21 protein-coding genes are annotated in these 23,480 nt (G+C 45.3%); 10 read left to right on the top strand and 11 right to left on the bottom strand.

The features are described 5' to 3' along the window. The first annotated feature begins 28 nt into the window (after positions 1-28). On the top strand, positions 29-694 hold the full coding sequence (locus NST22_RS04175) for an MOSC domain-containing protein (protein ID WP_003243175.1): 666 nt from the start codon (positions 29-31) through the stop codon (positions 692-694). A gap of 40 nt (positions 695-734) precedes the next feature. On the opposite strand, the gene NST22_RS04180 is transcribed toward NST22_RS04175, so the two are convergent. From NST22_RS04180 to map, 4 genes are all read right to left on the bottom strand, one after another. Next, the gene (locus tag NST22_RS04180) at positions 735-872 is read right to left on the bottom strand and encodes a YflJ family protein (protein WP_003233704.1); all 138 of its coding nucleotides are present in this window, start codon (positions 870-872) and stop codon (positions 735-737) included. A 156-nt stretch (positions 873-1,028) separates the two neighbouring features. Beyond that, positions 1,029-1,184 (bottom strand): hypothetical protein, encoded by a 156-nt coding sequence (locus NST22_RS04185; protein WP_003244572.1) that lies wholly within the window; start codon positions 1,182-1,184, stop codon positions 1,029-1,031. 106 nt (positions 1,185-1,290) lie between these two features. Continuing rightward, complete coding sequence (locus tag NST22_RS04190; RefSeq protein ID WP_003242951.1) at positions 1,291-1,605, bottom strand: DUF3243 domain-containing protein; 315 nt, start codon at positions 1,603-1,605, stop codon at positions 1,291-1,293. Positions 1,606-1,686: 81 nt separating this feature from the next. Further along, positions 1,687-2,436 (bottom strand): type I methionyl aminopeptidase, encoded by a 750-nt coding sequence (map, locus tag NST22_RS04195; RefSeq protein ID WP_003233698.1) that lies wholly within the window; start codon positions 2,434-2,436, stop codon positions 1,687-1,689. Between the two features lie 171 nt (positions 2,437-2,607). Here map and nagE point away from each other — a divergent pair, with 171 nt between their 5' ends. Then, positions 2,608-3,966, top strand: coding sequence for an N-acetylglucosamine-specific PTS transporter subunit IIBC (nagE, locus tag NST22_RS04200; protein WP_003243372.1), 1,359 nt, complete (start codon positions 2,608-2,610; stop codon positions 3,964-3,966). Positions 3,967-3,998: 32 nt separating this feature from the next. Here the strand turns inward: nagE and ltaS are convergent, their stop codons facing one another. Next, positions 3,999-5,948 (bottom strand): lipoteichoic acid synthase, encoded by a 1,950-nt coding sequence (gene ltaS / locus NST22_RS04205; protein WP_003233694.1) that lies wholly within the window; start codon positions 5,946-5,948, stop codon positions 3,999-4,001. A 100-nt stretch (positions 5,949-6,048) separates the two neighbouring features. Here ltaS and NST22_RS04210 point away from each other — a divergent pair, with 100 nt between their 5' ends. From NST22_RS04210 to NST22_RS04220, 3 genes are all read left to right on the top strand, one after another. Beyond that, entirely contained in the window at positions 6,049-6,186 is a 138-nt protein-coding gene (locus NST22_RS04210) for a hypothetical protein (protein WP_010886442.1), read from the top strand. Between the two features lie 18 nt (positions 6,187-6,204). Continuing rightward, positions 6,205-6,597, top strand: a complete 393-nt coding sequence (locus NST22_RS04215; protein ID WP_003233692.1) for a DUF1992 domain-containing protein — start codon at positions 6,205-6,207, stop codon at positions 6,595-6,597. A gap of 124 nt (positions 6,598-6,721) precedes the next feature. Beyond that, positions 6,722-8,137 (top strand): sodium:alanine symporter family protein, encoded by a 1,416-nt coding sequence (locus NST22_RS04220; RefSeq protein ID WP_003243631.1) that lies wholly within the window; start codon positions 6,722-6,724, stop codon positions 8,135-8,137. On the opposite strand, the gene NST22_RS04225 is transcribed toward NST22_RS04220, so the two are convergent. From NST22_RS04225 to NST22_RS04240, 4 genes are read right to left on the bottom strand one after another with little or no spacing between them, the layout of a single operon-like run. Continuing rightward, on the bottom strand, positions 8,134-9,210 hold the full coding sequence (locus NST22_RS04225) for an endospore germination permease (protein WP_003243872.1): 1,077 nt from the start codon (positions 9,208-9,210) through the stop codon (positions 8,134-8,136). The two genes, NST22_RS04220 and NST22_RS04225, sit on opposite strands and share 4 nt — an antisense overlap. A 23-nt stretch (positions 9,211-9,233) precedes the next feature. Further along, positions 9,234-9,434: a hypothetical protein gene (locus tag NST22_RS04230; RefSeq protein ID WP_003233686.1), complete on the bottom strand. Its 201-nt coding sequence runs from the start codon at positions 9,432-9,434 to the stop codon at positions 9,234-9,236. A 15-nt stretch (positions 9,435-9,449) separates the two neighbouring features. Beyond that, complete coding sequence (locus tag NST22_RS04235) at positions 9,450-10,604, bottom strand: Ger(x)C family spore germination protein (RefSeq protein ID WP_003243672.1); 1,155 nt, start codon at positions 10,602-10,604, stop codon at positions 9,450-9,452. Beyond that, a complete protein-coding gene (locus tag NST22_RS04240; RefSeq protein ID WP_003233683.1) occupies positions 10,585-12,126 on the bottom strand; it encodes a spore germination protein in 1,542 nt (513 codons plus the stop codon). Before NST22_RS04240 ends, NST22_RS04235 begins: the two co-directional genes overlap by 20 nt. Before the next feature lie 192 nt (positions 12,127-12,318). On the opposite strand from NST22_RS04240, the gene treP reads away from it, so the two are divergent. The 4 genes from treP to NST22_RS04260 all read left to right on the top strand — a co-directional run bounded on the left by treP (position 12,319) and on the right by NST22_RS04260 (position 17,029). Next, the gene (treP, locus tag NST22_RS04245) at positions 12,319-13,731 is read left to right on the top strand and encodes a PTS system trehalose-specific EIIBC component (protein ID WP_003233682.1); all 1,413 of its coding nucleotides are present in this window, start codon (positions 12,319-12,321) and stop codon (positions 13,729-13,731) included. Between the two features lie 70 nt (positions 13,732-13,801). Next, complete coding sequence (gene treC, locus NST22_RS04250) at positions 13,802-15,487, top strand: alpha,alpha-phosphotrehalase (protein ID WP_003244272.1); 1,686 nt, start codon at positions 13,802-13,804, stop codon at positions 15,485-15,487. 20 nt (positions 15,488-15,507) lie between these two features. Next, positions 15,508-16,224, top strand: a complete 717-nt coding sequence (gene treR, locus NST22_RS04255) for a trehalose operon repressor (RefSeq protein ID WP_003233679.1) — start codon at positions 15,508-15,510, stop codon at positions 16,222-16,224. Positions 16,225-16,363: 139 nt separating this feature from the next. Further along, positions 16,364-17,029: an NAD(P)H-dependent oxidoreductase gene (locus NST22_RS04260; RefSeq protein ID WP_003243096.1), complete on the top strand. Its 666-nt coding sequence runs from the start codon at positions 16,364-16,366 to the stop codon at positions 17,027-17,029. Between the two features lie 36 nt (positions 17,030-17,065). Here the strand turns inward: NST22_RS04260 and NST22_RS04265 are convergent, their stop codons facing one another. Further along, positions 17,066-21,454 (bottom strand): multifunctional 2',3'-cyclic-nucleotide 2'-phosphodiesterase/3'-nucleotidase/5'-nucleotidase, encoded by a 4,389-nt coding sequence (locus NST22_RS04265; protein ID WP_010886443.1) that lies wholly within the window; start codon positions 21,452-21,454, stop codon positions 17,066-17,068. 242 nt (positions 21,455-21,696) lie between these two features. On the opposite strand from NST22_RS04265, the gene yfkM reads away from it, so the two are divergent. Further along, entirely contained in the window at positions 21,697-22,215 is a 519-nt protein-coding gene (gene yfkM / locus NST22_RS04270; RefSeq protein ID WP_003243504.1) for a general stress protein 18, read from the top strand. Positions 22,216-22,254: 39 nt separating this feature from the next. On the opposite strand, the gene NST22_RS04275 is transcribed toward yfkM, so the two are convergent. Next, positions 22,255-23,445 (bottom strand): MFS transporter, encoded by a 1,191-nt coding sequence (locus NST22_RS04275; protein ID WP_003243812.1) that lies wholly within the window; start codon positions 23,443-23,445, stop codon positions 22,255-22,257. Positions 23,446-23,480: the final 35 nt, after the last annotated feature.

The raw sequence follows: 23,480 nt of genomic DNA on the forward strand, positions 1-23,480 counted from the left end.
TTACAACCTGTAAAGGGGATGTGTTTGTATGAAACAAGAGCGCTATTCAGTTCTTTCTCTTAATCTGGGAAAACCGCAGACGCTTGAATATGACGGAAAGAAAATCGAAACCGGCATCATGAAGCGGCCGGCTAAATCAGCCGTCATGCTGTATCGGGAGAATTTTGAAGGAGACGGACAGGCGGACCTCGTCAACCACGGCGGACCTGATAAGGCTGTCTGTGTCTACCCGGCGGAGCATTATCCGTTTTGGGAAGAGTTCCTCTCAAGACCGCTGTCAAATGCCGCATTTGGAGAAAATCTGACGGTCGCGGGCCTGACTGAGGAGAATGTTTGCATCGGGGATGTGTTCAGACTTGATGAAGCTGTTGTTCAGGTCAGCCAGCCGCGCCAGCCGTGTGTAAAGCTGGCGAAAAAGTTTGGTGTAAAAGAAATGGTGCTGAAGGTCCAGCAAACCGGCTATACAGGGTTTTATTTTCGCGTGCTGGAGGAGGGCAGGGTGTCTCCCGGCGCGAACCTTGAATTGCTGTCCAGAGGAGAGAAAGGCATATCCGTCCAGTTCGCGAACCGCATCAACTACCATGATGCAAAAAATCTCACCGCCATTGAACGGATTTTAAGTGAGGCTGCACTATCGGAAAGCTGGAGAGCGTCCTTTATGAAAAAAAAGGACAGGCTGCTGCCGGTTGAATAGAAAAAAGCCGCGCATATCAACGTGCGCGGCTTTGCCATATTTAAGATTGTTTTTTCTTTGATTCAAGCAGGTTGGCAAGAAAATAGGTTTTATAGCTTTGAAGCTTTCTTCCTTCATGGTGCGTGATCCCCTGCTTTTTTAGTTCTGCCACATACCAGCCTTTACTGCCGTAATGCATGTCAGAAAACTCCTTTCCCTATCTGATTTCGAAACGATTGGCATTGTAACATCTATAAAAAGATGCTGAAAAGAGATGCGGGGAAAACTGAGCCTTTCGCACTAGATGTACGAATGTTCTTCTGAATGTATATGCGGAGCAAAAGCCGAATATGATTTAATGGCCGGTTAGTTTGATCATGACAACGCCAAATGTCATAATGGCGAAAACAATGCCGATATATGTGAGCATCCCGTTTTTTTTCTTAACGCCGTAAACGGTCATAATGATGCCTTCAATGAAAAAAATGATGCCGAAAATAATAAACCACATGCAGATAAAGGCTCCTTTCACAGACATAATAGTAGTGTAGCATATCTGAAAGAGCCGGGCTGTGACAATATCAAGAAAGCCGGGCGCATATCGCCCGGCTCATGTTTTATTGTTTATCAACCAATTTGACCAGAAGCTGTGCCAAATGTTCTTTCTCATCTTCGTCTGCAACGCTCCAAAGCTCTTGCAGCAGCATTTCTTCACCGTTTTGCGGCTCTTCATGCTTTGCGAGGTAGTCTCCCAGGATCGCAGCGCTTTTTACAAGCTTGCCGTCATCCAATCCCAGCTTTTTGCCTCGGTTGACTTGTTTTTTCAGGTAGCCTTTAAATTCCTCAAAGTCTTTTAAAATGTCTTCTTTTATTGTGCCATGCATCGCGTTCATTTCGTTTTCAATTTGGATTTTTTCTTGATCTCTGTTCATTGCAAGACCTCCTCGTACAGAATAATGATGCTTTACCTGCAATTGGAGGAGGTTAAACCTGCCGGAAGCCCGGAATGTGTTTTACAGTTTCGTCAGGATAATCGGTTCATCTTTTGTGATGACGATCGTGTGTTCAACTTGGGCAACCATGCTTTTATCCGGCGTCTTGAACGTCCAGCCGTCTCCAGCTTCAACAATCGTTTCTGCTTTCGTTGAAATAAACGGTTCAAGCGCGATGACTGTGCCATTTTTGAACAGCGCATTATCAAACGGATCATAATAGTTCATGATGTGGTTCGGCGCTTCATGCAGGCTTCGGCCGATTCCGTGGCCGGTCAGGGTTTTGATGACGGTAAAGCCTTGAGAGCGTGCTTCATGATAAACGGCTCTTCCGATCTGGTTTTGGCGCTTGCCCGCTTTTGCCTGCTGAAGCCCCTTTTGAAAAGCGTTTTCCGCGCATTGGCAAAGCTTATGAAGGCGTTCTTCTCCTTCACCGAGCACAAATGAGATGCCTGTGTCGGAATAGAAGCCGCCAAATTCAGCGGAGATGTCGATGTTGACAAGGTCCCCTGCTTTTAAAATTTTGGATGTGCTTGGTATGCCGTGAGCCACTTCATCATTTACGCTGATACATGTCACACCTGGAAAATCGTATTCCTTCTCAGGAGCTGAAACGGCGCCGTGCTCATCAAGCACAGCTTTTCCGATAAGGTCAAGGTCTTTTGTGCTCATGCCGGGCTCTGCCTTCCGCTTCATTTCTTCACGCGCAAGCGCGACGATTCTTCCGATTTTTTTCAGGCCTTCTAATTCTTGATCGTTTGTTACAATCATCTGTCATTCCCGCTTTCTTTTTAAATAATCTAGATTAAGCTTACCACAACTGTCTTAAAAATAGGAAACACACGGACCTGGGAAAAAAGAAATACCCCCGGGAAAATTGGTATAGATCACTAGATATCTTATATGGTATATTTGAAAAAAAAGGGTATGAGGGGGATGGGTATGCTTTCATTTTTACAAAAACTCGGGAAGTCATTTATGCTCCCGATTGCGGTTCTGCCTGCGGTTGGAATTATCCTTGCGCTTGGCAGAGAGGATGTATTTAATATCCCGTTTGTCTATCAGGCGGGGACGGCGGTTTTTGATCATCTGCCGCTTATTTTTGCGATCGGTATTGCCATCGGCATTTCAAAAGACAGCAATGGGGCAGCGGGTTTATCAGGGGCGATATCGTATCTGATGCTTGACGCGGCAACAAAGACAATTGATAAAACAAATAACATGGCGGTGTTTGGGGGAATTATTGCCGGTTTAATTGCCGGTTACACCTATAACCGCTTCAAGGATACCAAGCTGCCTGAATATCTCGGGTTCTTCAGTGGCAGACGGCTTGTGCCGATTTTAACAGCCATTATTACGATCATTTTAGCGGGCATATTCGGAGTGGTCTGGCCGCCGATTCAATCGTGTATCAACTCGTTTGGAGAGTGGATGCTCGGGCTCGGCGGCATCGGGGCAGGCATATTCGGCCTATTCAACAGGCTGTTAATTCCGCTTGGCCTTCACCATGTGCTGAACAATATTTTCTGGTTCCAATTCGGAGAATATAACGGAGTGACAGGGGATTTGGCGCGCTTTTTCGCGAAAGATCCGACTGCGGGCACATATATGACCGGATTTTTCCCAATCATGATGTTCGGTCTTCCGGCGGCGTGTCTGGCTATGGTTGTGACTGCGAAGCCGTCTAAACGGAAAGCGACGGCTGGAATGATGATTGGATTTGCTTTAACGGCGTTTATCACAGGGATTACGGAGCCGATTGAGTTTGCATTTATGTTTTTATCTCCGCTTTTATACGCTGTTCACGCGGTCTTAACCGGGTTATCTTTATTTATCGTCAACTGGCTCGGCATCCGCTCAGGCTTCTCTTTTTCAGCCGGAGCTATCGATTATGTGCTCAGCTATGGAATCGCGGAAAAACCGCTGCTTCTGCTTTTGGTAGGTATATGCTATGCGGCAGTATACTTTATCGTGTTTTATGTACTGATTAAGGCTTTGAATTTAAAAACGCCTGGACGGGAAGACGATGATGTGGATGAAGTGCTGGATGAAAATACTGTTCAGGATGTAAATGAAAACATCATGCTGAAAGGGCTCGGCGGAAAAGAAAACCTTCAAACCATTGATCATTGCGCCACAAGGCTGCGACTGACTGTGAAGGATACCGCTTTGGTGGATGAAGCACTGCTAAAGAAAGCAGGCGCAAAAGGGGTTGTCAAATCGGGCGGGCAATCGGTTCAAGTCATTATTGGCCCGAATGTGGAATTTGCAGCTGAGGAATTGAGGGCTGCTGTCAAATAAAAAAGCGGAGAGGGCAACCTCTCCGCTTTTTCTTATTTATCTTCGTTATCCTTTGACGTTTCGGAAGAATCTTCGTCATGTTTTGTGTAATCATAATCAGAAGGATTCACCTTCTTAAAACCTTTCGGCTCGTAGAACCGCAGCAGGTCTCCGTTTATGATTTTATCGGACATTTCAAGTTCCTTCTTGACGAGTGAGTCTTCTGACTTGTCGACTTCGGATTCATCGAGTTCTTTTCCGGTTTTCGTGTCGTAATACTTACCGGATATTTTCGTGTACTTCGGTGAAATAAAGTCTCCGTTTCGGAACGGAATCACTTCACGGTGTTCTTTCGATAAAATATCAGAACCGGACATCAGATAGTCCTTCGTATCCACTCCGAGCAGATGCAGAATGGTAGGAGCCACATCAACGTCTCCGGCATATTTATGAACTTTCTCGCCCTTCACGCCGGCAGCGTGGATAAAGAGCGGCACCCGTTGAAGCTGGGCGTTGTCGTAATCAGTGATTTCATCCTTGCCAAGCACTTTCGCCATCGCTTTATTGTGGTTTTCAGAGATGCCGTAGTGGTCTCCGTACATCACAATAATCGATTTATCATATAACCCGTCTTTTTTCAGATCATTGAAGAATTGTTCAATGGACTGATCAAGGTAATGGGCTGACTGGAAATAGTTATCGACGACAGAGTCACCAAAGTCTCCAGCCGGGAAGTCTGTATCCCCCTCATCCATTCCGAATGGGAAGTGGTTGGAAAGGGTAATGAACTTCGTATAGAACGGCTGCGGCAGGCTTTCCAGCAGCGGCATTGATTCTTTGAAGAACGGTTTGTCTTTCATGCCGTAGTTTTTCGTGTTTTCTTCGTTCATGTCATAGTAAGCAGAATCAAAGAATTTATCAATGCCTTCCGCCTTGTACATTTCGTTACGGTTCCAGAACGTCTGCGTGTTCCCGTGGAAAGTAGCAGATGTGTAATTCTTAGACTTCAGAATCGCCGGAACGGATTGCAGCGTGTTTTGCGCTTTGTTTACGAAAACTGAACCTTGAGCCAGCGGGTACAGAGAGTTTTCCATCATAAATTCAGCATCAGATGTTTTACCTTGTCCCGTTTGGTGGAAAAAGTTATCAAAGTAGAACGTTTCGTTATCATGTGCCAGTTTATTTAAGAATGGTGTCACTTCTTTGCCGTCAATTTTATAGTCGATGATAAATGACTGCAAAGATTCAAGTGAAACGTAAATGACGTTTTTTCCTTCCGCTTTGCCGAAATACACGTTATTCGGCACATCGTAATTGGCTTTCATGTAGTTTTCTACTTCCGTTACGTCGCTGGAATCGGCAAGCGCGCGCTGGCTGTTGGACTTGATATTCTGTACAGCGTCATAAATCGTGAAATTGTATGTTCCCAAGTATTTCACAAGATAGTTCCGGTCGAATGATCTTGTCAGCAATTCAGGACGGTCTGATTCCGCAACTGCCAGGTTGATCAAGAACACAAGAATTGAAGACGCAAAAATAATTCGGAACGATTTTTTGCTTGACGTTTCGGCAGGCTTGTTTACTTTGATCGCCAAGATGATCAGGATGATCGTATCGATAAAGTAAAAGGCGTCAGTCGGTCTCATCAGCGAAAATGCGCTGTCACCGAGTTGGCCGCCGTTTGTTTTAGCCTGCATAATGACCGGAATTGTAATAAAATCATTGAAAAATCTGTAGTACACAATGTTGGCGTACAGTAAAAAAGACATTAAAAAATGAATCACTATAATGGCTGTCTGCTGTAATTTTTTCTTGAACAAGAGTCCAAAGCCAAGAAAGAACAAGCTTGAGCTAAGAGGATTCACAAAAAGCAATATTTTTTGTATCGTGTTGTCTATTCCTAAGTTGAAATTCAGGACATAACCGACATACGTTTTGATCCATAACAGGACGACCGCAATTAAGAAGAAGGCCAGTCCTCTTTCTTTTATAAATGTTTTCATTGTTACACTCCTTTTTTCCGATCCAGTTCGAGCGAAACGATAGAAAAAACGAACGTATCCAATATAACACGAATCAGCAGATTAGAAAAGTGAAAATCGTATGAGGGAGAAAGTGGCGAAAAACGCCGTCGAATCAACGTTTCGCTTTGATATTACCAAATGTAAAACAAGGTATCTTTCTAGAAATAAAGGAATAAAATGGTACATTGAGAATTGTATGATAAAATATAAGGTATAGATAAAAAGAGGTGAAATGATGGATTTTTCCCATATTGTGTCTGAAGATAAAATTAAGCGCGCCATCAAAGACGGGGACTTTCAAAACCTCCCGGGAATGGGGAAGCCGCTGCCGAAGGATGACGCGGCACACTTGCCGGAATCGCTGCGCATGGGCTATCGTATTTTGAAAAACGCGGGAATGGCAGAGGACGAGGGCGCGCTCAAAAAAGAGCTTATGACCATCGACCATTTAATCGAAAAGTGCTATGACGAAAAAGAACGCGAGCAATTAATCAGAAAAAAATCTGAAAAGCAATTGCTGCTTGATAAGCTTGTCGACAAAAAAGGCATGTTTTCAAAGCCAGCATCCGCTTTTTATAAGAATAAAGTATATGACCGGCTTGGACGAAACAGACCTTCTTCCAGCTGATTTGTCTTGTCTGCAGGATGGCGATTGATAAAAGCCATCCTTTTTATGTTCCAAGTTCTATGTCAAAAGGTTTATGTTTTTCCATCTATGGGAAATGATTCATAAACGAAAAAAGGGTGATGGGATGGAACGACTATTAGTATGGATAGAGCATATATCTGATTGGCTGTGGGGTCCGCCGCTAATCATCCTGCTGACGGGGACGGGCTTGTATTTCACTATTTTGCTGAAAGGTTTTCAATTTCGCTATCCTTTATACATTTTCAAACAGACAATCGGCAGTGTAGGAAAAAAGCCGAAGGGAGAAGGCACAGTCACACCGCTTCAGGCATTGACCTCAGCCCTCAGTTCAACGATCGGTGCAGCGAACATTGTCGGTGTGCCCGCCGCTATTATGTTTGGGGGACCAGGAGCGGTTTTTTGGATGTGGCTTATTGCCTTATTTGCCATGGCGATTAAGTTTTCTGAAAGTGTTCTTGCTGTTCATTACAGAGAAAAAAATGAGCAGGGTGAATACGTCGGGGGACCGATGTATTACATAACAAAAGGGCTGCGCATGAAATGGCTCGGCGTATTCTTCTCTGTTGCGCTGATTGTGGAGCTGATTCCCAGCATTATGGTTCAGGGAAATTCGGTTTCAGTCTCGCTTGCCGAGACGTTTTCTTTCAATAAAATATACGCAGGAATCGGAATTGCATTTTTGATTGGGTTAGTGGTGATAGGAGGGGTAAAGCGGATCGGAAAAGTAACAGAGTTTGTCGTGCCTCTTATGGCAGGGGCATACGCAGGTGCCGGTCTCCTGATTGTTCTCATGAATCTATCATCAGTGCCGGCGTTTTTCTCTCTCGTTTTTTCAAATGCGTTTACCTCTTCTTCAGCAGTTGGAGGGTTCGCAGGTGCTGCGTTGGCGGAAACCGTTCGCTGGGGATTTGCCCGCGGGCTGTATTCTAATGAAGCCGGGATGGGAACAGCCCCGATTGCACATGCGGCAGCAATGACTGATCATCCTGTGCGGCAAGGGTTTTGGTCTGTGATCGGCATTGTCATTGACACCTTAATCATCTGTACGACTACCGCTTTTATCGTCCTTGCATCCGGTGTATGGACAGGGAAGAACGCCTCAAATGACCCGGCAGCACTGACAACGGCCGCATTTCAGCACTATTTCGGTTCTGGAGGAGGATACTTCGTTTCGGTTTCCCTGGTCTTCTTTGTCGTATCAACCATTATGGTTGTCATTTTTTACGGCGTAAAGCAAGCTGAATTTCTGTTCGGGCGGCTGGCAGGACATGTGATTAAATTCGTTTATTTAGCGGCTATTATCATAGGTGCCGCAGGCGGAGCAAAAGCCATTTGGGGCGTATTGGACTTAGCATTGGTTTTTATTGTTGTCCCGAATGTGATTGCGCTCTTGTTATTGAGCAGAAAGGTAAAAGCGCTGTACACCGAATTCTTTACATCTGAACAGTACTACCTGAAAGATATAAGAAAAACGAAACAAAAGCCTGTTTATCCAACAAAAGAAGCTAAAAATTCCTAGTGTTTTGCTTTTGCGCCGAACAATGCTTTGCTTTTTATGATCAAATAAATGAGTAAAGGCAGCAAAAGAGAAATCACTACATTAATGATTGGTTTGATTCTGTTAAAGTCGATTAGCTGATTTGTATTTAAAAAAAACCAAAAGCCGCATACGACTGAGAACATGCCGGTTGGTGTATACATGGCTTTCGGGTCGATTTTTGAGTGTAAAAACGAAAGGCCGTATACCACGATATATAGGGAACCTGCTATCTTCACCATAATGACCGGAATCCAAAAAGCCGCGATGATCAGGTCTGAGCGATCCAGAAAATCCGTAATGCGGATCTGCCTGATGACCATATAAGCAGGATCAAAGAAAGTAGATGTCAGGTTGGGACCAAAGACAGAAATTGAAGAAAATAACATCACGGCCAGCAATAAAGCGCCCAGCAGTATCGCGAAAATGGTGTATTTTAGCGGGACGCTCCGGTTTGAGAAGAGAAGCGGAAGGATAATCAATTCCCCCATTGTCCCAAACGCGTAATAGCCTGATTGAAGGTATGGGATTAGACCTTCAAAAACAGGTGTCAAGTTTTGAAGCTCAATTTGTGTGGCCAGCGTAAATGGAAGGAACAAGACCAGGATGCCGAATGGAAATAGGAATATCTGCGCCATTCTGGTCAATGTTTCTTTTCCCTCTCTGGCAATACAGATCGCCACAAAGATAATAACACCGCCAAGAACAGCCATTGGTGTTCTCGGGAGAAATAAAATGTTAATCAAATTGATGAAAAAACGTATATCATGAGCATTGATTAACAGGAAATACAAAGAAAACAGTAAAATGATAATCCGGCCTGCGATTGGTGAGGAATCGCTCAGCAGCTCATAGATATTTTTATCCTGATGCTTTTTCATCAGCCTATGCATGAGCCAGAGTGCCGGAATCACGATGACAACGCCGAGGATGTAGCTGTGCCAGGCATTTTGTTTTGCTGATTCGATCATGAGAATCGGAGCATGCTTTAATCCGACTGCTAACGTATACAGAGCTCCGAAAAATAATCCTTGGTATGCAGAGGTCTTGTCCATAAAGCACATCCTTTCTGTCATGTTCAAAACGGAATATATTTAAACAGGTGCCCCAGCCGCGGAAGCAGGGGATTCACTCTCATATAAATCCATAGAAAAGCACTTCCTGCAATTAGCAGGCTGAAGGCCCATTTTGTTAGATTGTTAGCGGAACGAAAATTCTTCCATTCATATGCGTATATGGCAATGCACACAATCAATGTCTGTACGATATAGCTGATCATGCTGACGCACCTCCATTAATGGCTGATCGTTTTGTATAGGACACCGCCCTGCTCAATCGTCACAATTGGGACGACGTGAACCTCCATATCCTTATATACCTCTTCCCATTCCTTTTTCAGCAGATTCTTCGTGGTTGCCGTGCTTCTGATGGTCCTGTCTTGAAAGCCGGCCGGGTCCGCCTTTAGCTTTTGCAAACGATGAACGGTGCTGATCACGTCCTTCTTTATGGTTCTGTTTAATGCTTTTTGAATGATGTAATACTGGTCATTTTCTCTCGTCTCATAGGTTGATTGGTTTTCCATAATAATTCCTTTGGCTCTGATCTCGATTGTCATTGACAGCTTTCCGTTTTTTTCAGCGGCATGAAAGGATGCATTGGACTTTTGAAGCTGAATGGATGCTTGCCCCATTTGATTCGGCAGGTCTACTATGAATTCTGGCTGGCGGGCTTGATTCAGCAACATCAGGGCTGCTGTCATGTGTTCATCTTTGAAAATATCCATCAATCTGTCCTTTTTAAAGATCGCAAGCCCGTCAATTTTCAAATTAGATTTGCCTTTCCCTCCAGGTTTTGTTTTAGATGCAGAGATGACCGGTGCATACGGATCACTGCCTATTTCTACTAGATCAGACATGAATCTGCTTAAGAAAACGGGGCGGCTCGTTGCGATAATGGCCAGCTCCCGAATCATTTCCGCCGGAAACTGTTCAAGCTGAACATCGGTATTTAAAATGTCCCGCGCTTCTCCCCGGCTGACTAAAATGAGCGCCGTTAATCTGTTCTGCGGATTTCGCGTTAAAATATCAAAGACTGGGGCAACGCCGTCTCTCGCCATATCCTCTCCAATAATGACTGTACGTCTGTGGGACGTATTGATTGTCCGTGACAAGGAGGTTTGCAGCTTGTTGTTCGCTTCTCTGATCGTAGTGCCGGAAGCTGAATCAACATACCATGTTTTTGAACCGGCAGTTCCGCCGCCGCCCCCTGTTTGTCCGCCTAATTGGCCGACCAAGGGAATCTGCATGGCCACTCGATACTGATCTTTTTTCTTATCAATGGCTGAGCTGACAACAAATGCAATGTCATTGATTTCTGTCCGGTCCCAGCACCCCGTTAGAAGGATACAAATGAGAAGCGGCAAAACACACTTATATATTGTTTTCTTCATCTTTTGGGTCCTCTCTTTTCGCTCCCTTCTGTCCGTTGCCGCGCGAATACGTGCCCGGCCTTCTGGTCATCGTCCACCAAGGCGCCCTGACAAAAATATCTTTTACTTCATCTCGTTTAAACGGAGAAATCCCGGATAAATAAGGAATGCCGAAAGATTGCAGCTTGCATAAATGAAGCACTAAGATAATCGTGCCGAGCATAATGCCGAATATCCCAAAAATACTCGCCAAAAACATAAGCGGGAAACGAAGCATCCTGATGGAGATAGCTAAGTTAAACCGCGGAATTGTAAATGACGCGATCCCTGTTAACGATACGATGATCACCATGGGGGCAGACACAATTCCCGCTTCAACAGCGGCTGTCCCAATGACTAGGGCCCCGAGAATACTGACGGTCTGGCCGATGGTTTTCGGCAGGCGCACTCCCGCCTCACGGAGAGCCTCAAAAGAAATTTCCATAATCAATGCTTCTATGATGGCGGGGAAAGGAATCGGTTCACGCGCAGAGGCCACACTGAACATTAAGTTTGTCGGCATTAAGTCCTGGTGGTATGTAATAACGGCAACATAAATAGCCGGCAAATATAAAGCAACGAATAAAAACATATAGCGAAGCCAGCGGATTAAGTTAGACATCAAATAACGCTCATAGTAATCTTCACTGGCCTGCATAAGCTGCCAAAACGTAATCGGGCCTGTTAAGACAAAGGGCGTATTATCTGTGAAAATGGCAAATCGGCCTTCGAGAAGCTGGGCGGCGACGGTGTCCGGCCTTTCTGTGTATTGCAGCTGGGGGAATGGCGAGTACGTGTCGTCTTCGATAAATTCTTCAATATATCCGCTTTCTAAGACAGCATCAATCTTTATCTTTTTGATTCTTTTTTTTGCTTTGTCAATAACCTTTGGATCGGCAAGCCCGTCAATATAGGCCAAGACAACATCGGTTTTGGTTTTCGTGCCGATTTTAAAAGAGATCATTTTAAGCTGAAACGTTTTGACGCGAAAGCGCACAAGAGCGGTATTGACCCTGAGGCTTTCAGTGAAGCCCTCTCTTGACCCTCTGATGGTCGATTCTGTTATCGGCTCTTCAATGCTTCTTCTTTGTCCGCCTTTTATATTTAAGATCAGGCCTTTTGAGTGCCCGTCGGCAAATAAAACCGCGTTCCCCTCAATGATGGATGCAGCCACTTTGCTCATACTCGTTTCTAATGCAACACTTGAAATTGATAGAGTATTTTGCAGCGCCTCTTCATGTTCATCTATTTGATCCGTCAAATGCATTAAGAAAGGGCGGAGGGCGTGATCCTGAATATGTTCAGATTTTACAATTCCTTCGATATAAACAATAAATCCGCACAGCCCGTTTCCAAAGTCAAATTGTCTAAATACGATGTCTGAGCAGCCTTCTGTTAATAAGGTCAGATTTTCGAGGTTTTCCTTCAAATTGGGAGAGATCGGTCTGTCCTGATTGTCTTCAAGCTCTTTGATGAGCTGAAGCGCTTTGTCGCGTTTATTCATAGAGGCTCACCCTGCTTTTTAATGTCATATTCAATAAGTGCTTGTGACTTTTAGGGTAACCTTGTCTGTTTCATATATTCCAGACTAGGATGAAAGCGCTATAAAAAAGTGTTGACTACCTGTATATACAGGAATACAATATGATTATAAGTTGTATATACAAGTTATAAAAACGGATACGGAGGGGTTGGCATGGGGGAACTGAACAAATCGGCACGTCAGATTGTCGAAGCAGTCGGCGGTGCTGAAAATATTGCAGCGGCAACTCATTGTGTTACACGTTTGCGTTTTGCTTTAATAGATGAAAGCAAGGTTGACCAAGAGATGCTTGATCAAATTGATGTGGTAAAGGGATCATTCTCGACAAACGGACAGTTTCAGGTCGTAATCGGCCAGGGAACTGTCAATAAAGTATATGCTGAACTGGTTAAGGAAACGGGGATTGGCGAGTCAACAAAGGATGAAGTGAAGAAGGCCTCAGAAAAAAATATGAATCCTTTGCAGCGTGCTGTGAAAACGCTTGCAGATATTTTTATTCCAATATTGCCTGCGATTGTCACGGCGGGTCTTTTAATGGGGATCAATAACATTTTAACGGCGGAAGGCATTTTCTTCAGCACAAAATCGATTGTGCAGGTTTATCCGCAGTGGGCGGATCTTGCTAATATGATTAACCTGATTGCAGGCACGGCCTTTACGTTTTTGCCTGCGTTAATCGGATGGTCTGCCGTCAAGCGGTTCGGCGGCAATCCGCTTCTCGGCATTGTGCTCGGGGTTATGCTCGTGCATCCTGATTTGCTGAATGCGTGGGGATATGGCGCGGCAGAACAAAGCGGAGAGATCCCGGTATGGAATCTATTCGGCCTAGAGGTGCAGAAAGTCGGCTATCAGGGCCAGGTGCTCCCAATTTTGCTTGCTTCTTATATGCTGGCGAAGATTGAGGTATTTTTAACAAAACGCACACCTGAGGGCATACAGCTGCTCGTTGTCGCACCAATTACGCTTCTCTTAACAGGATTTGCCTCTTTTATCATTATCGGCCCGATTACATTTGCGATCGGTAATGTACTGACTTCAGGGCTTATCTCGGTGTTTGGTTCTTTTGCCGCACTGGGCGGTCTGTTATATGGCGGTTTCTACTCAGCGCTCGTGATTACCGGTATGCATCACACGTTTCTTGCAGTCGACCTGCAGCTCATCGGTTCAAAGCTCGGCGGCACCTTTTTATGGCCGATGCTGGCGCTTTCTAATATCGCACAAGGTTCGGCGGCTCTGGCCATGATGTTTATCGTGAAGGATGAGAAACAAAAAGGCCTCTCCCTCACATCAGGGATTTCTGCTTATCTTGGCATTACAGAGCCTGCCATCTTTGGGGTGAATCTGCGATACAGATTCCCGTTTATCATTGCAATGGTCAGCTCTGGCCTGGCCGGAATGTATATTTCTTCTCAAGGTGTGCTGGCAAGCTCCGTCGGTGTCGGCGGCGTGCCGGGGATTTTCTCAATCATGAGCCAGTACTGGGGCGCGTTTGCAATCGGGATGGCTATTGTATTGATCGTGCCGTTTGCCGGAACATACGCGTATGCGAGATTCAAACATAAATAACAAGTGGGGAGCGGGACGTGTTGAACGTTCCCTTTTCCCGTTTTCAATTTAAATATGGTGGTGGAAACAGATGAAAACAGAACAAACGCCATGGTGGAAAAAAGCTGTGGTTTATCAAATTTATCCGAAAAGCTTTAACGATACGACAGGAAATGGTGTTGGCGATCTGAACGGCATTATTGAAAAGCTGGATTACTTAAAAACGCTACAGGTGGATGTGCTTTGGCTGACGCCGATTTATGATTCTCCCCAGCATGATAATGGGTACGATATTCGTGATTATTACTCGATTTATCCTGAATACGGAACGATGGAGGATTTTGAGCGGCTAGTGTCCGAAGCACATAAAAGAGACCTGAAAGTCGTCATGGATCTTGTTGTCAATCATACGTCAACAGAGCACAAATGGTTTCGCGAGGCGATCTCTTCAATAGACAGCCCGTACCGTGATTTTTATATATGGAAAAAACCGCAGGAAAACGGTTCTGTTCCGACGAACTGGGAATCGAAATTCGGCGGCTCGGCATGGGAGCTTGACGAAGCATCGGGCCAATACTATTTGCATCTGTTTGATGTGACGCAGGCTGATTTGAATTGGGAAAATGAAGAGGTCAGAAAGCATGTCTATGACATGATGCATTTTTGGTTTGAAAAGGGAATAGACGGCTTTAGGCTTGATGTCATCAACCTGATTTCTAAAGATCAGCGCTTTCCGAATGCGGAGGAAGGCGACGGCCGCTCTTTTTACACTGACGGGCCGCGGGTGCACGAATTTCTGCATGAAATGAACGAAAAGGTGTTTTCACATTACGACAGCATGACGGTCGGTGAGATGTCTTCAACAACCGTAGACCACTGCATCCGGTATACGAATCCTGACAATAAAGAACTTGATATGACATTCAGCTTCCATCATCTCAAGGTTGACTATCCTAACGGCGAAAAATGGGCCTTGGCGCCGTTTGATTTTTTGAAGCTGAAGGAGATCCTATCTGACTGGCAAACGGGGATGCACGCAGGAGGGGGATGGAACGCTCTGTTCTGGTGCAATCATGATCAGCCGCGCGTCGTATCAAGATATGGAGATGATGGCGCATATAGGGTGAAATCGGCGAAAATGCTTGCTACGGCCATTCATATGATGCAGGGCACGCCTTATATTTATCAGGGCGAGGAGCTGGGGATGACGAATCCGAAGTTCACTGACATAAGCTCCTATCGGGATGTCGAATCGCTGAACATGTATCACGCCTTTAAGGAAAAAGGAATGGCTGATCAAGATATTACAGCCATTTTACAGGCGAAATCCCGTGACAATTCCAGAACCCCCGTTCAGTGGGATGCTACGGAAAATGGTGGTTTTACAACGGGCACACCATGGATACCGGTTGCAGGAAATTACCGGGAAATCAATGCTGAAGCGGCGCTGAGGGATCAGAATTCGGTGTTTTACCATTATCAAAAATTGATTCAGATTCGCAAAATGTATGACATTGTGACAGAGGGTACGTATGAGATAATTGCAAAGGATGACCCGAACATTTTTGCGTATCTCAGACACGGCAGCAATGAAAAGCTGCTCGTGATCAATAATTTTTACGGGACAGAGGCGGCCTTTACACTGCCGGACTCTTTAGCGCCTGACGAATGGAAGGCAGAGGTGCTGTTGACGAACGATGAAGCAAGGGAAGGGCTTCAGAACATGACGCTTCGCCCATATGAGTCCATTGTTTATCGTTTAACGAAACCGTGTTAAACTAAGCTGGGTGGTCCATAATGAAGGTGAATAAATTCATCACAATTTATAAAGACATCGCACAGCAAATTGAAGGCGGCCGATGGAAAGCGGAGGAGATTCTTCCGTCTGAACATGAGTTGACCGCACAGTACGGTACATCAAGAGAAACGGTCCGAAAGGCGCTTCATATGCTCGCGCAAAACGGTTATATCCAGAAAATCAGGGGAAAAGGCTCCGTCGTGCTCAATCGTGAAAAAATGCAGTTTCCCGTTTCGGGCCTTGTCAGCTTCAAGGAGCTCGCGCAAACGCTTGGCAAAGAAACGAAAACAACTGTACACAAATTCGGGCTGGAGCCTCCGTCAGAGCTGATCCAAAAACAGCTCCGGGCCAATCTGGATGACGACATCTGGGAAGTCATCAGGTCTAGAAAGATTGACGGGGAACATGTGATTTTGGACAAGGATTACTTTTTCAGAAAGCATGTCCCTCACCTGACGAAAGAAATTTGTGAAAACTCCATATATGAATATATAGAAGGAGAGCTCGGTCTTTCGATCAGTTACGCCCAAAAAGAAATTGTAGCCGAGCCGTGTACGGACGAGGACAGAGAGCTGCTCGATTTACGCGGCTATGACCATATGGTCGTGGTGAGAAACTACGTCTTTTTGGAGGATACCAGTTTGTTTCAATATACGGAAAGCAGACACCGTCTCGACAAATTCCGATTTGTTGATTTTGCGCGGCGGGGGAAATGAGAGAGGCGCCTGCCTGCGGCAGCGCGCTTTTTTGTTTGGTATCAAAATTGATACTATCCAACAAAAATGTGCGTACTTTTACTTTTTATCATAATGGCTACAATAGAGATGAGAGTAATCTAAAGGAGAGGTGTTTTACATGGCAGATCTAAAGACACAAATTCTGGATGCATACAATTTCAGGCATGCGACTAAGGAATTTGACCCGAATAAAAAAGTGTCAGACAGCGATTTTGAATTTATTTTAGAAACAGGAAGACTGTCTCCGAGCTCACTCGGCCTTGAGCCTTGGAAATTTGTCGTCGTCCAAAATCCGGAATTCCGCGAGAAGCTTCGTGAATACACATGGGGCGCGCAAAAGCAGCTGCCGACCGCAAGCCATTTCGTCCTGATTCTTGCGCGTACAGCGAAGGATATCAAATATAATGCGGACTACATCAAACGTCATTTAAAAGAAGTAAAACAAATGCCTCAAGACGTGTACGAAGGCTATTTAAGCAAAACAGAAGAATTCCAGAAAAACGATTTGCATTTGCTTGAAAGTGACAGAACATTGTTTGACTGGGCATCAAAACAAACCTATATCGCGCTTGGCAACATGATGACTGCCGCTGCGCAAATCGGTGTTGATTCCTGCCCGATCGAAGGCTTCCAGTACGATCACATTCACCGTATTCTTGAAGAAGAAGGCCTTCTGGAAAACGGAAGCTTCGATATTTCTGTGATGGTGGCATTCGGCTACCGAGTGAGAGACCCTCGTCCGAAAACAAGATCTGCTGTTGAAGATGTTGTGAAGTGGGTTTAAAAGAAGAAAGCTGCTCGCATAGCGAGCAGCTCTTTTTTATGCCTGATTCGCTCTATTCTGTTTTCTCCTCTGATGTAAGTACATTGCCGTTCCGAGTGCGCTGATCAGAAATCCGGCCAACAGGATCGAGTACATGGATGTGGCTGTGTCCGGAAGCAGGCCGCCAGCCGGACCGTCTGTTCCTGATCCGCCCGAACCGTTTCCACCAGAGCCGTTAGTCGGTTGAGTGCCGGGAGGCGTATCATTTCCTCCGTTTCCGTCAGTTGGCTGTTTTCCGCCTGGTTTGTCGGAGCCTCCGCCATGATTGCCGTCATCACCGCCTGTCGGTTGATCTGACGGGAATGCCGGCGGTTTGTTGTTTGAACCGGAATTTAAGATCGTGTATTCGCTGAAGTGGTTTGTATATCCTGTCACCATATCATCATCGACTGATCCGTGACCTGTCTTTGTGAAAGCTTTCTTTTTTCTATCGACGTGATAAATGGCAGGGTTATGGGCTTCTTCAATATCAAACATGCGAAGCGAAAGCTGTACGGGCTCCTTGAATGATTTTATTTCTTTTCCTTTTTGCTTCACTGTAAAGTCATATACATCTGACAGTGACACATCCAATTCTCCCGTAGACTTGATTCCGATTGCAGTGTCTGCGGTTTTAAGGTTCGCCATTGGCATCTTCATGCTGTACCAGTAGTTGAACATCGTCAATGAAGGATCTGACTCTCTTTCTTTCAAAAGTTTGACCTGATCTTTTTTCACTTTAAGATTGATAGGCTTCTCTTGAGATCCTTCATGTATTCCATAATAGACAAATGGCGTGTTGGCATTTTTAGCATAAATCGCAAATTTGTCTTCATCAAGTGTCCAGCTGCCGTCCTTCTGCTTTGTCGGCAGGAATACTTCTTTGATTCGTCCTTCAACTTTAGGAGAGACCTTGTTTCCTAGTTTTTTCAGCTGTTCGGTGAAAATCTCATAATCAACGTAGCCAAGGTCTTCACCATGGGAGGCTTCTGTAAAGACAGAATATCCGTCTCCTCCGGCACCGACAAAATTATTTGTTGCCACGCGGTAGGTATCATCCGTATTTATAGCAACTTTGTCTCCGTTAGGCGATTCAATTTTCACTTCTAACACACGGTGTCCAGGTTTGTTGTTTAATGTAAAGGTATATTCGATTCCGGCCACCTGAGGGAAAGCGCCGCCGCCATTTTCCACATTGCTTAGGCCTTGTTCAAGGGCTTCTTTAATTTGTTTTCCGGTTAAATCGGCCACGTAAAGCGTATTGCCGAACGGCATCACGTTGAGCACCTCGCCGAGTGTGATATCACCTTTGTCAATGCCTGCTCTGATGCCGCCGCCATTTGTTATCGCTATTCTGGCGCCGGCTGCTTCTTTCGCTTTTGCCAGCATACCGTCCGCGATGAAGTTTCCGAGATTCGTTTCTTTCGTGCGCACATGCTCACGCTGGCCGTCAAGCGCCACATCCGTGTAGCCGACTTTTTCATTTTTCACGTCCTCTAATTCATTTTTGAACTGATCGAGCTCTTGTTTTGCTTCTGGGTTTTCTTCTGTATGTTCATCAATTGGCAGCACGCTCAGATTTGATTTATCTGTTTGCACAACGCCTTTTTCATCAAACGCGACATCAACGCGCCCCAAGAATTGGCCGTATTCTTTTGCCTGCGCCACGATCGTCGGTTCTTCGTTGTTCACGACCTCCATTTTGTCTACGAGGGTGTGAGTGTGTCCGCCGATGATCAAATCAATGCCTTTTACTTTTTTGGCTAGCTCAAGATCCCGGTTATGTCCGATGTGGGTTAAAGCAATAATTTTATTTACCTTTTCTTCTTCTTGAATCGCTTTGACGGTGTTTTGTGCTGTTTCAAAGGCATCATTGAATACGATGCTTTTGCCCGGGCTTGATGTGGTGGCTGTATCTTCTGTTGTCAGGCCGAATACGGCGACTTTCTCCCCGTCAACGTCTAACAGAATGTAAGGGTGAATGCCGGCCTCTTTCTTTTCACCTGCCGTAAAGGTTTGCGGCTTTTTGACAAATGATTTCAGCTTGGGCTCATTTGACACATCTACGTTTGCACTGACAATCGGAAATTCCGGCGCTTCAAAGTGATAGCGGTTCGCCGGATCAACGGTTGCGCTGTTTCCGCTTAGAAAATCAGAAAGCACCGTCGGGCCTTTGTCAAATTCATGGTTTCCGAAGGTCATGGCGTCATAGCCCATCATGTTCATCATTTTCAGATCGGCCAAACCGTTCCATTTAGTAAAATACAGATCGCCGGAAAACACATCTCCCGCATCAAGGAGAATATTGTGATTTGTTTCGCTGCGTACTTCGTTGATTTTCGTCATTCGTCTCGCTGCATCATCGAGATGGGCGTGCGTATCATTGGTGTGCATGACGGTCAGATCCCACAGTCCGTCTTTAGGAGGATCTGGATTTGAATCATCATCGAATTGCAGCTTATACACACCATAGCCTTCATTCGCAGACTTGCCTACATAAGCGACATCGTCTGCTTTATCGGCAAATGGCTTGGCCAAAAGCGAGGATTCAAACGTCAGATTCGTGCCGGAAACAGGCGCGATTGACCAGTTGTTGTCTGCTTTTGGATTGACTGTTTTTTGTTCAATAATGTAATCCATCAGCACCTGCCTATTTTCAACTGCAGAGCCGTGGACAATTTTATCGCTCGTCAGATGAGGGAACCCGCCGCCTCCGGACGCACGATAGTTATTGGTGACTACGAGAAATTCCTGGCTTGGGCTGATCGGCTTGCCTTCATAGGAAAGATTGATGATACGGGATGAATCCGCATTGATCACTTTTCCGTTCTCATTGTATTTAGCCGGTTTTGTCACATCGACCTGATATGTGACACCGTCAATCACGTCAAAATTATAGGAGCGGAAATTCTCGTTCAGCAAGGCCTGGTCGCCGCCTTTAGCTGGATCAATTTGATTGAATTGGCCTGCTGACATCTCCAGCCAGTCCTTGACCTCGCTGCCTGTCAGCTTGACGATTTGAACAGTATTATCGTAAAGATACAAGTCACCGACATTTTTAATCGCAAGATCTCCGGCTGGAATGTTTGTATAGTAATTGGCTCCGTTTCTGCCGCCTGCTTTAAACGGCGCTCCAGCGGATAAAATCGGCAGGTTCTTGTACTCGGTATCCTTCATTTCTTTTTCAGCGTACCACTTTTGCGCGTCAGTCACGATCTGAATGGAAGGATCATCTTTGACCTGTGCAAAGAAGCTGTTAATATCTGCTTCGGTTTTGCCGACTGGCTTTCGGACATACTCCAGTGTGTTTTGGTGTGTTTGCTGAATGGTGTTTGTAACGGTTTCGTTTCTTGATGTGACGTTGCCAGCAATAGATTCAATACTTCCTTTGGAATCTGCTACCTTCCATGAGCCGTCCGCCTTTTCAAGCTTGAGGTCAATCACGCCTAAATATTTGCCCCAGCTGCTTGGCATGACGACAGGAATGCCGTTAATTGTTCCCTTTTCCACATTGAACTGAGCAACACCCGCATACTCGGCGGAAGGAAAGAGTCCGTGCTGATGGCCCGAGATAATCGCGTCAATGCCTTTCGTTTTGGTGGCAAGGTCAAACACGGCGTTTTCTGCGCCTGATGATTGCGCCTGCTTTTCAATGCCGGTGTGGGCGAGGGCAATAATGACATCTGCGCCTTCCGCCTTCATTTTCGGGATCGTTTCATTGGCGGATTCTACGATATCCTGCACCTGAACTTGCCCCTCGAGATTCTTTTTGTCCCATGTCATGATTTGCGGCGGGACAAAGCCTATGTAGCCGACTTTTACTTTCTGCTCATTACCGTTTTCATCAATGAGGGTTTTTTCATTAATCACATACGGCGTATAACGGTTTTCGCCGCTAGTTGTTTTGACGTTGGCATTTACAATCGGGAAATCGGCTCCTTTGATTGTGCCGTCGAGAAAGTCGAGCCCGTAGTTGAATTCATGATTGCCAAGCGTTCCGGCGTCGTATTTCAGCGCATTCATGACGCTGATAATCGGATGGGTTTTCGTGCCGGAGATAATGTCGTCTTTTTGATATTTCACCGCGTATTCACCCAGCGGATTCCCTTGAATCAAGTCGCCGTTATCCACAAGCAGGGTGTTAGGGTTTTGCTCGCGGTGCTTTTGGATCAATTGCGCTGTTCTCGCCAGACCGAAATCCGCCGTTTCTTTGTCGCTGTAGTAATCGTAATCCATCATGTTGGCATGAATATCAGTCGTAGCCAAAATACTCAGATGCACCTGAGGAGCCGCGCTTTCTTCTGCATGAATGGGTGGTGTTGGGAGGATTAGGCTAAGTATCATAATTGGGGGCAAAAGAATACGGAGAATGTTTTCGACGTGTGTTCGTCTTTTCTGTATTCTCACCAGTTCTCCACCTTTCAACGAAATTTGTGTTACAGCTCCTATTGTAAGAATATTTTGTAACTATTTGTAGGTGTTTCTTTATGATTATTGTAAAAGGGAGAAAAATGAGTATTATGTAGCAGTATCAAACGACAAATACTGGGCATTTATGCTTATCGTTTGTCACAATCGCGGAATGTTTATTTTAGTGTGGCTGGGGTAGAGTGTTTTATGTAGACATATAAAGCGGGAGGTTATGAATCATGGGGAAAAAAATTGCAGTTGTTTTAACATATTATTTTGAGGACAGCGAGTACACTGAGCCTGCGAAAGCCTTTAAAGAAGCGGGACATGAACTGACTGTCATCGAAAAAGAAAAAGGAAAAACAGTAAAAGGCAAGCAGGGAACAGCGGAAGTGACGGTTGACGCGTCCATTGACGACGTAAATTCTTCAGACTTTGATGCGCTTTTGATTCCTGGAGGATTTTCACCAGACCAGCTTCGCGCTGACGATCGTTTCGTCCAATTTACAAAAGCGTTTATGACTGACAAAAAGCCGGTATTTGCCATTTGCCACGGCCCGCAGCTTTTAATCAATGCGAAAGCGCTCGACGGCCGAAAAGCGACGGGCTATACGTCCATTCGTGTTGACATGGAAAACGCCGGTGCCGACGTTGTGGACAAGGAAGTGGTTGTTTGCCAGGATCAATTGGTCACTAGCCGCACACCGGACGATATACCGGCATTTAACCGCGAGTCATTGGCATTGCTTGAGAAATAAGAAAAAACGGACGCTCTTGGGCGTCCGTTTTTTTGTTGCTTAGGCTTGAGCACCTGTCAGTTTCTTGTACCTGTAATACAAGAAAGCAGCTGCAGCCGTTCCGATGACCGCAATGCCGAAGTCGAATATGAAAATATGGGCGATGCCCCCCGCTTTTGCGATAAGCCCTGTTGCAATCGGCAGCAGAATCGATGCAAGACTTGAAGCAGTCGCTACAATTCCGGTAACGGTTCCTTTTCGCTTCCAGAAAAGCTCTGTCATTAACGTAATGGTAATTTGAAACACACCCGCAGTTGAAAAGCCTAAGAAAAAGGCAGTGATGTCCAGCACAACTGGGATATGAACGGTCAGCATGACTGCGAGCGTACATAAAGTAATAATAGGATATAAGAGCGTTATGAAGACAGGTTTGACCCATCTATTCAGCAAAACGGCTAATAATAAAACAGATGCCAGAGATCCTATACTATAATAGCTCAGCAATTGTACAGATGCTGATTCAGCTAAACCGGCTGCCTTTTGCGCGTAGCTCGGGAGCCAGATTTGAGAAACCGTAAATAAAGCCGTGGATGTAAAACCGATGATAATCAGTGCGGTGCCTTCCTTCTGAAAAACGGGTTCAGACAAGAAAACGGGAGATTCCTGTTGGCCGCTATTAGTTGGTTTCTTATGTTTTTTAGGAAACGAAAGCGTTGATAAATAAATAATATTCAGGAGATAGACCGCTGCCGGCAGATAAAAAGCAAATCCGTAAAACATGCTGTGGTCTGCTAAAAATGTGATCAAAAGCGGCAAAAGTGCGGCCCCCACAGACATAAAGGCTTTAACCAAGACATTTGCCGAACCGGAAGCAGACGGAAAGAGCTCGGTTAGGGCCGGATATGTTCCGGCATCCATGGCTGAATTAGCGACTCCGGCTAATAAAGCGAACACAAACGCCAGCTCATAGCTCGGTGATAAAGGAATACCGACTAAAAAGACGGCCATAATTCCCGCAGAAGCGACAACAAGCGGCTTTCTGCCGATTTTATCTGATAGAACGCCGGAAATGCCGTATGTCAGCAGTTTGCCAAACCCGATAGCGGCAATGACATAACTGATGCCGGTCGGATCGGTATTCCACTGTTTTGTTAATGAAGACATATTGGATGCGAGAATGATGTTGACCATCCCCAGAAAGAAGTAGTTGATATACATTCCGGATGCTGTTTTGATAGATGTCGTTTGCATGCTTGTACTCCTTCAAATCTTATTCGAACACTTTG

Source organism: Bacillus sp. PS237 (assembly GCF_037963345.1).
GTDB classification, from domain to species: Bacteria; Bacillota; Bacilli; order Bacillales; family Bacillaceae; genus Bacillus; species Bacillus subtilis.

Bases quoted from the DNA above. Each gene is read 5' to 3' on its own strand.
- yfkM (WP_003243504.1), top strand. From the start codon at position 21,697: ATGGGGAAAAAAATTGCAGTTGTTTTAACATATTATTTTGAGGACAGC.
- NST22_RS04235 (WP_003243672.1), bottom strand. From the start codon at position 10,604: ATGAAGAAAACAATATATAAGTGTGTTTTGCCGCTTCTCATTTGTATC.
- map (WP_003233698.1), bottom strand. From the start codon at position 2,436: ATGATTGTAACAAACGATCAAGAATTAGAAGGCCTGAAAAAAATCGGA.
- NST22_RS04190 (WP_003242951.1), bottom strand. From the start codon at position 1,605: ATGAACAGAGATCAAGAAAAAATCCAAATTGAAAACGAAATGAACGCG.
- NST22_RS04230 (WP_003233686.1), bottom strand. From the start codon at position 9,434: ATGATCAGCTATATCGTACAGACATTGATTGTGTGCATTGCCATATAC.
- NST22_RS04225 (WP_003243872.1), bottom strand. From the start codon at position 9,210: ATGGACAAGACCTCTGCATACCAAGGATTATTTTTCGGAGCTCTGTAT.
- ltaS (WP_003233694.1), bottom strand. From the start codon at position 5,948: ATGAAAACATTTATAAAAGAAAGAGGACTGGCCTTCTTCTTAATTGCG.
- NST22_RS04240 (WP_003233683.1), bottom strand. From the start codon at position 12,126: ATGAATAAACGCGACAAAGCGCTTCAGCTCATCAAAGAGCTTGAAGAC.
- NST22_RS04260 (WP_003243096.1), top strand. From the start codon at position 16,364: ATGGCAGATCTAAAGACACAAATTCTGGATGCATACAATTTCAGGCAT.
- NST22_RS04275 (WP_003243812.1), bottom strand. From the start codon at position 23,445: ATGCAAACGACATCTATCAAAACAGCATCCGGAATGTATATCAACTAC.
- NST22_RS04220 (WP_003243631.1), top strand. From the start codon at position 6,722: ATGGAACGACTATTAGTATGGATAGAGCATATATCTGATTGGCTGTGG.
- treR (WP_003233679.1), top strand. From the start codon at position 15,508: ATGAAGGTGAATAAATTCATCACAATTTATAAAGACATCGCACAGCAA.
- NST22_RS04185 (WP_003244572.1), bottom strand. From the start codon at position 1,184: ATGTGGTTTATTATTTTCGGCATCATTTTTTTCATTGAAGGCATCATT.
- NST22_RS04175 (WP_003243175.1), top strand. From the start codon at position 29: ATGAAACAAGAGCGCTATTCAGTTCTTTCTCTTAATCTGGGAAAACCG.
- treC (WP_003244272.1), top strand. From the start codon at position 13,802: ATGAAAACAGAACAAACGCCATGGTGGAAAAAAGCTGTGGTTTATCAA.
- treP (WP_003233682.1), top strand. From the start codon at position 12,319: ATGGGGGAACTGAACAAATCGGCACGTCAGATTGTCGAAGCAGTCGGC.
- NST22_RS04210 (WP_010886442.1), top strand. From the start codon at position 6,049: ATGAGGGAGAAAGTGGCGAAAAACGCCGTCGAATCAACGTTTCGCTTT.
- nagE (WP_003243372.1), top strand. From the start codon at position 2,608: ATGCTTTCATTTTTACAAAAACTCGGGAAGTCATTTATGCTCCCGATT.
- NST22_RS04180 (WP_003233704.1), bottom strand. From the start codon at position 872: ATGCATTACGGCAGTAAAGGCTGGTATGTGGCAGAACTAAAAAAGCAG.
- NST22_RS04215 (WP_003233692.1), top strand. From the start codon at position 6,205: ATGGATTTTTCCCATATTGTGTCTGAAGATAAAATTAAGCGCGCCATC.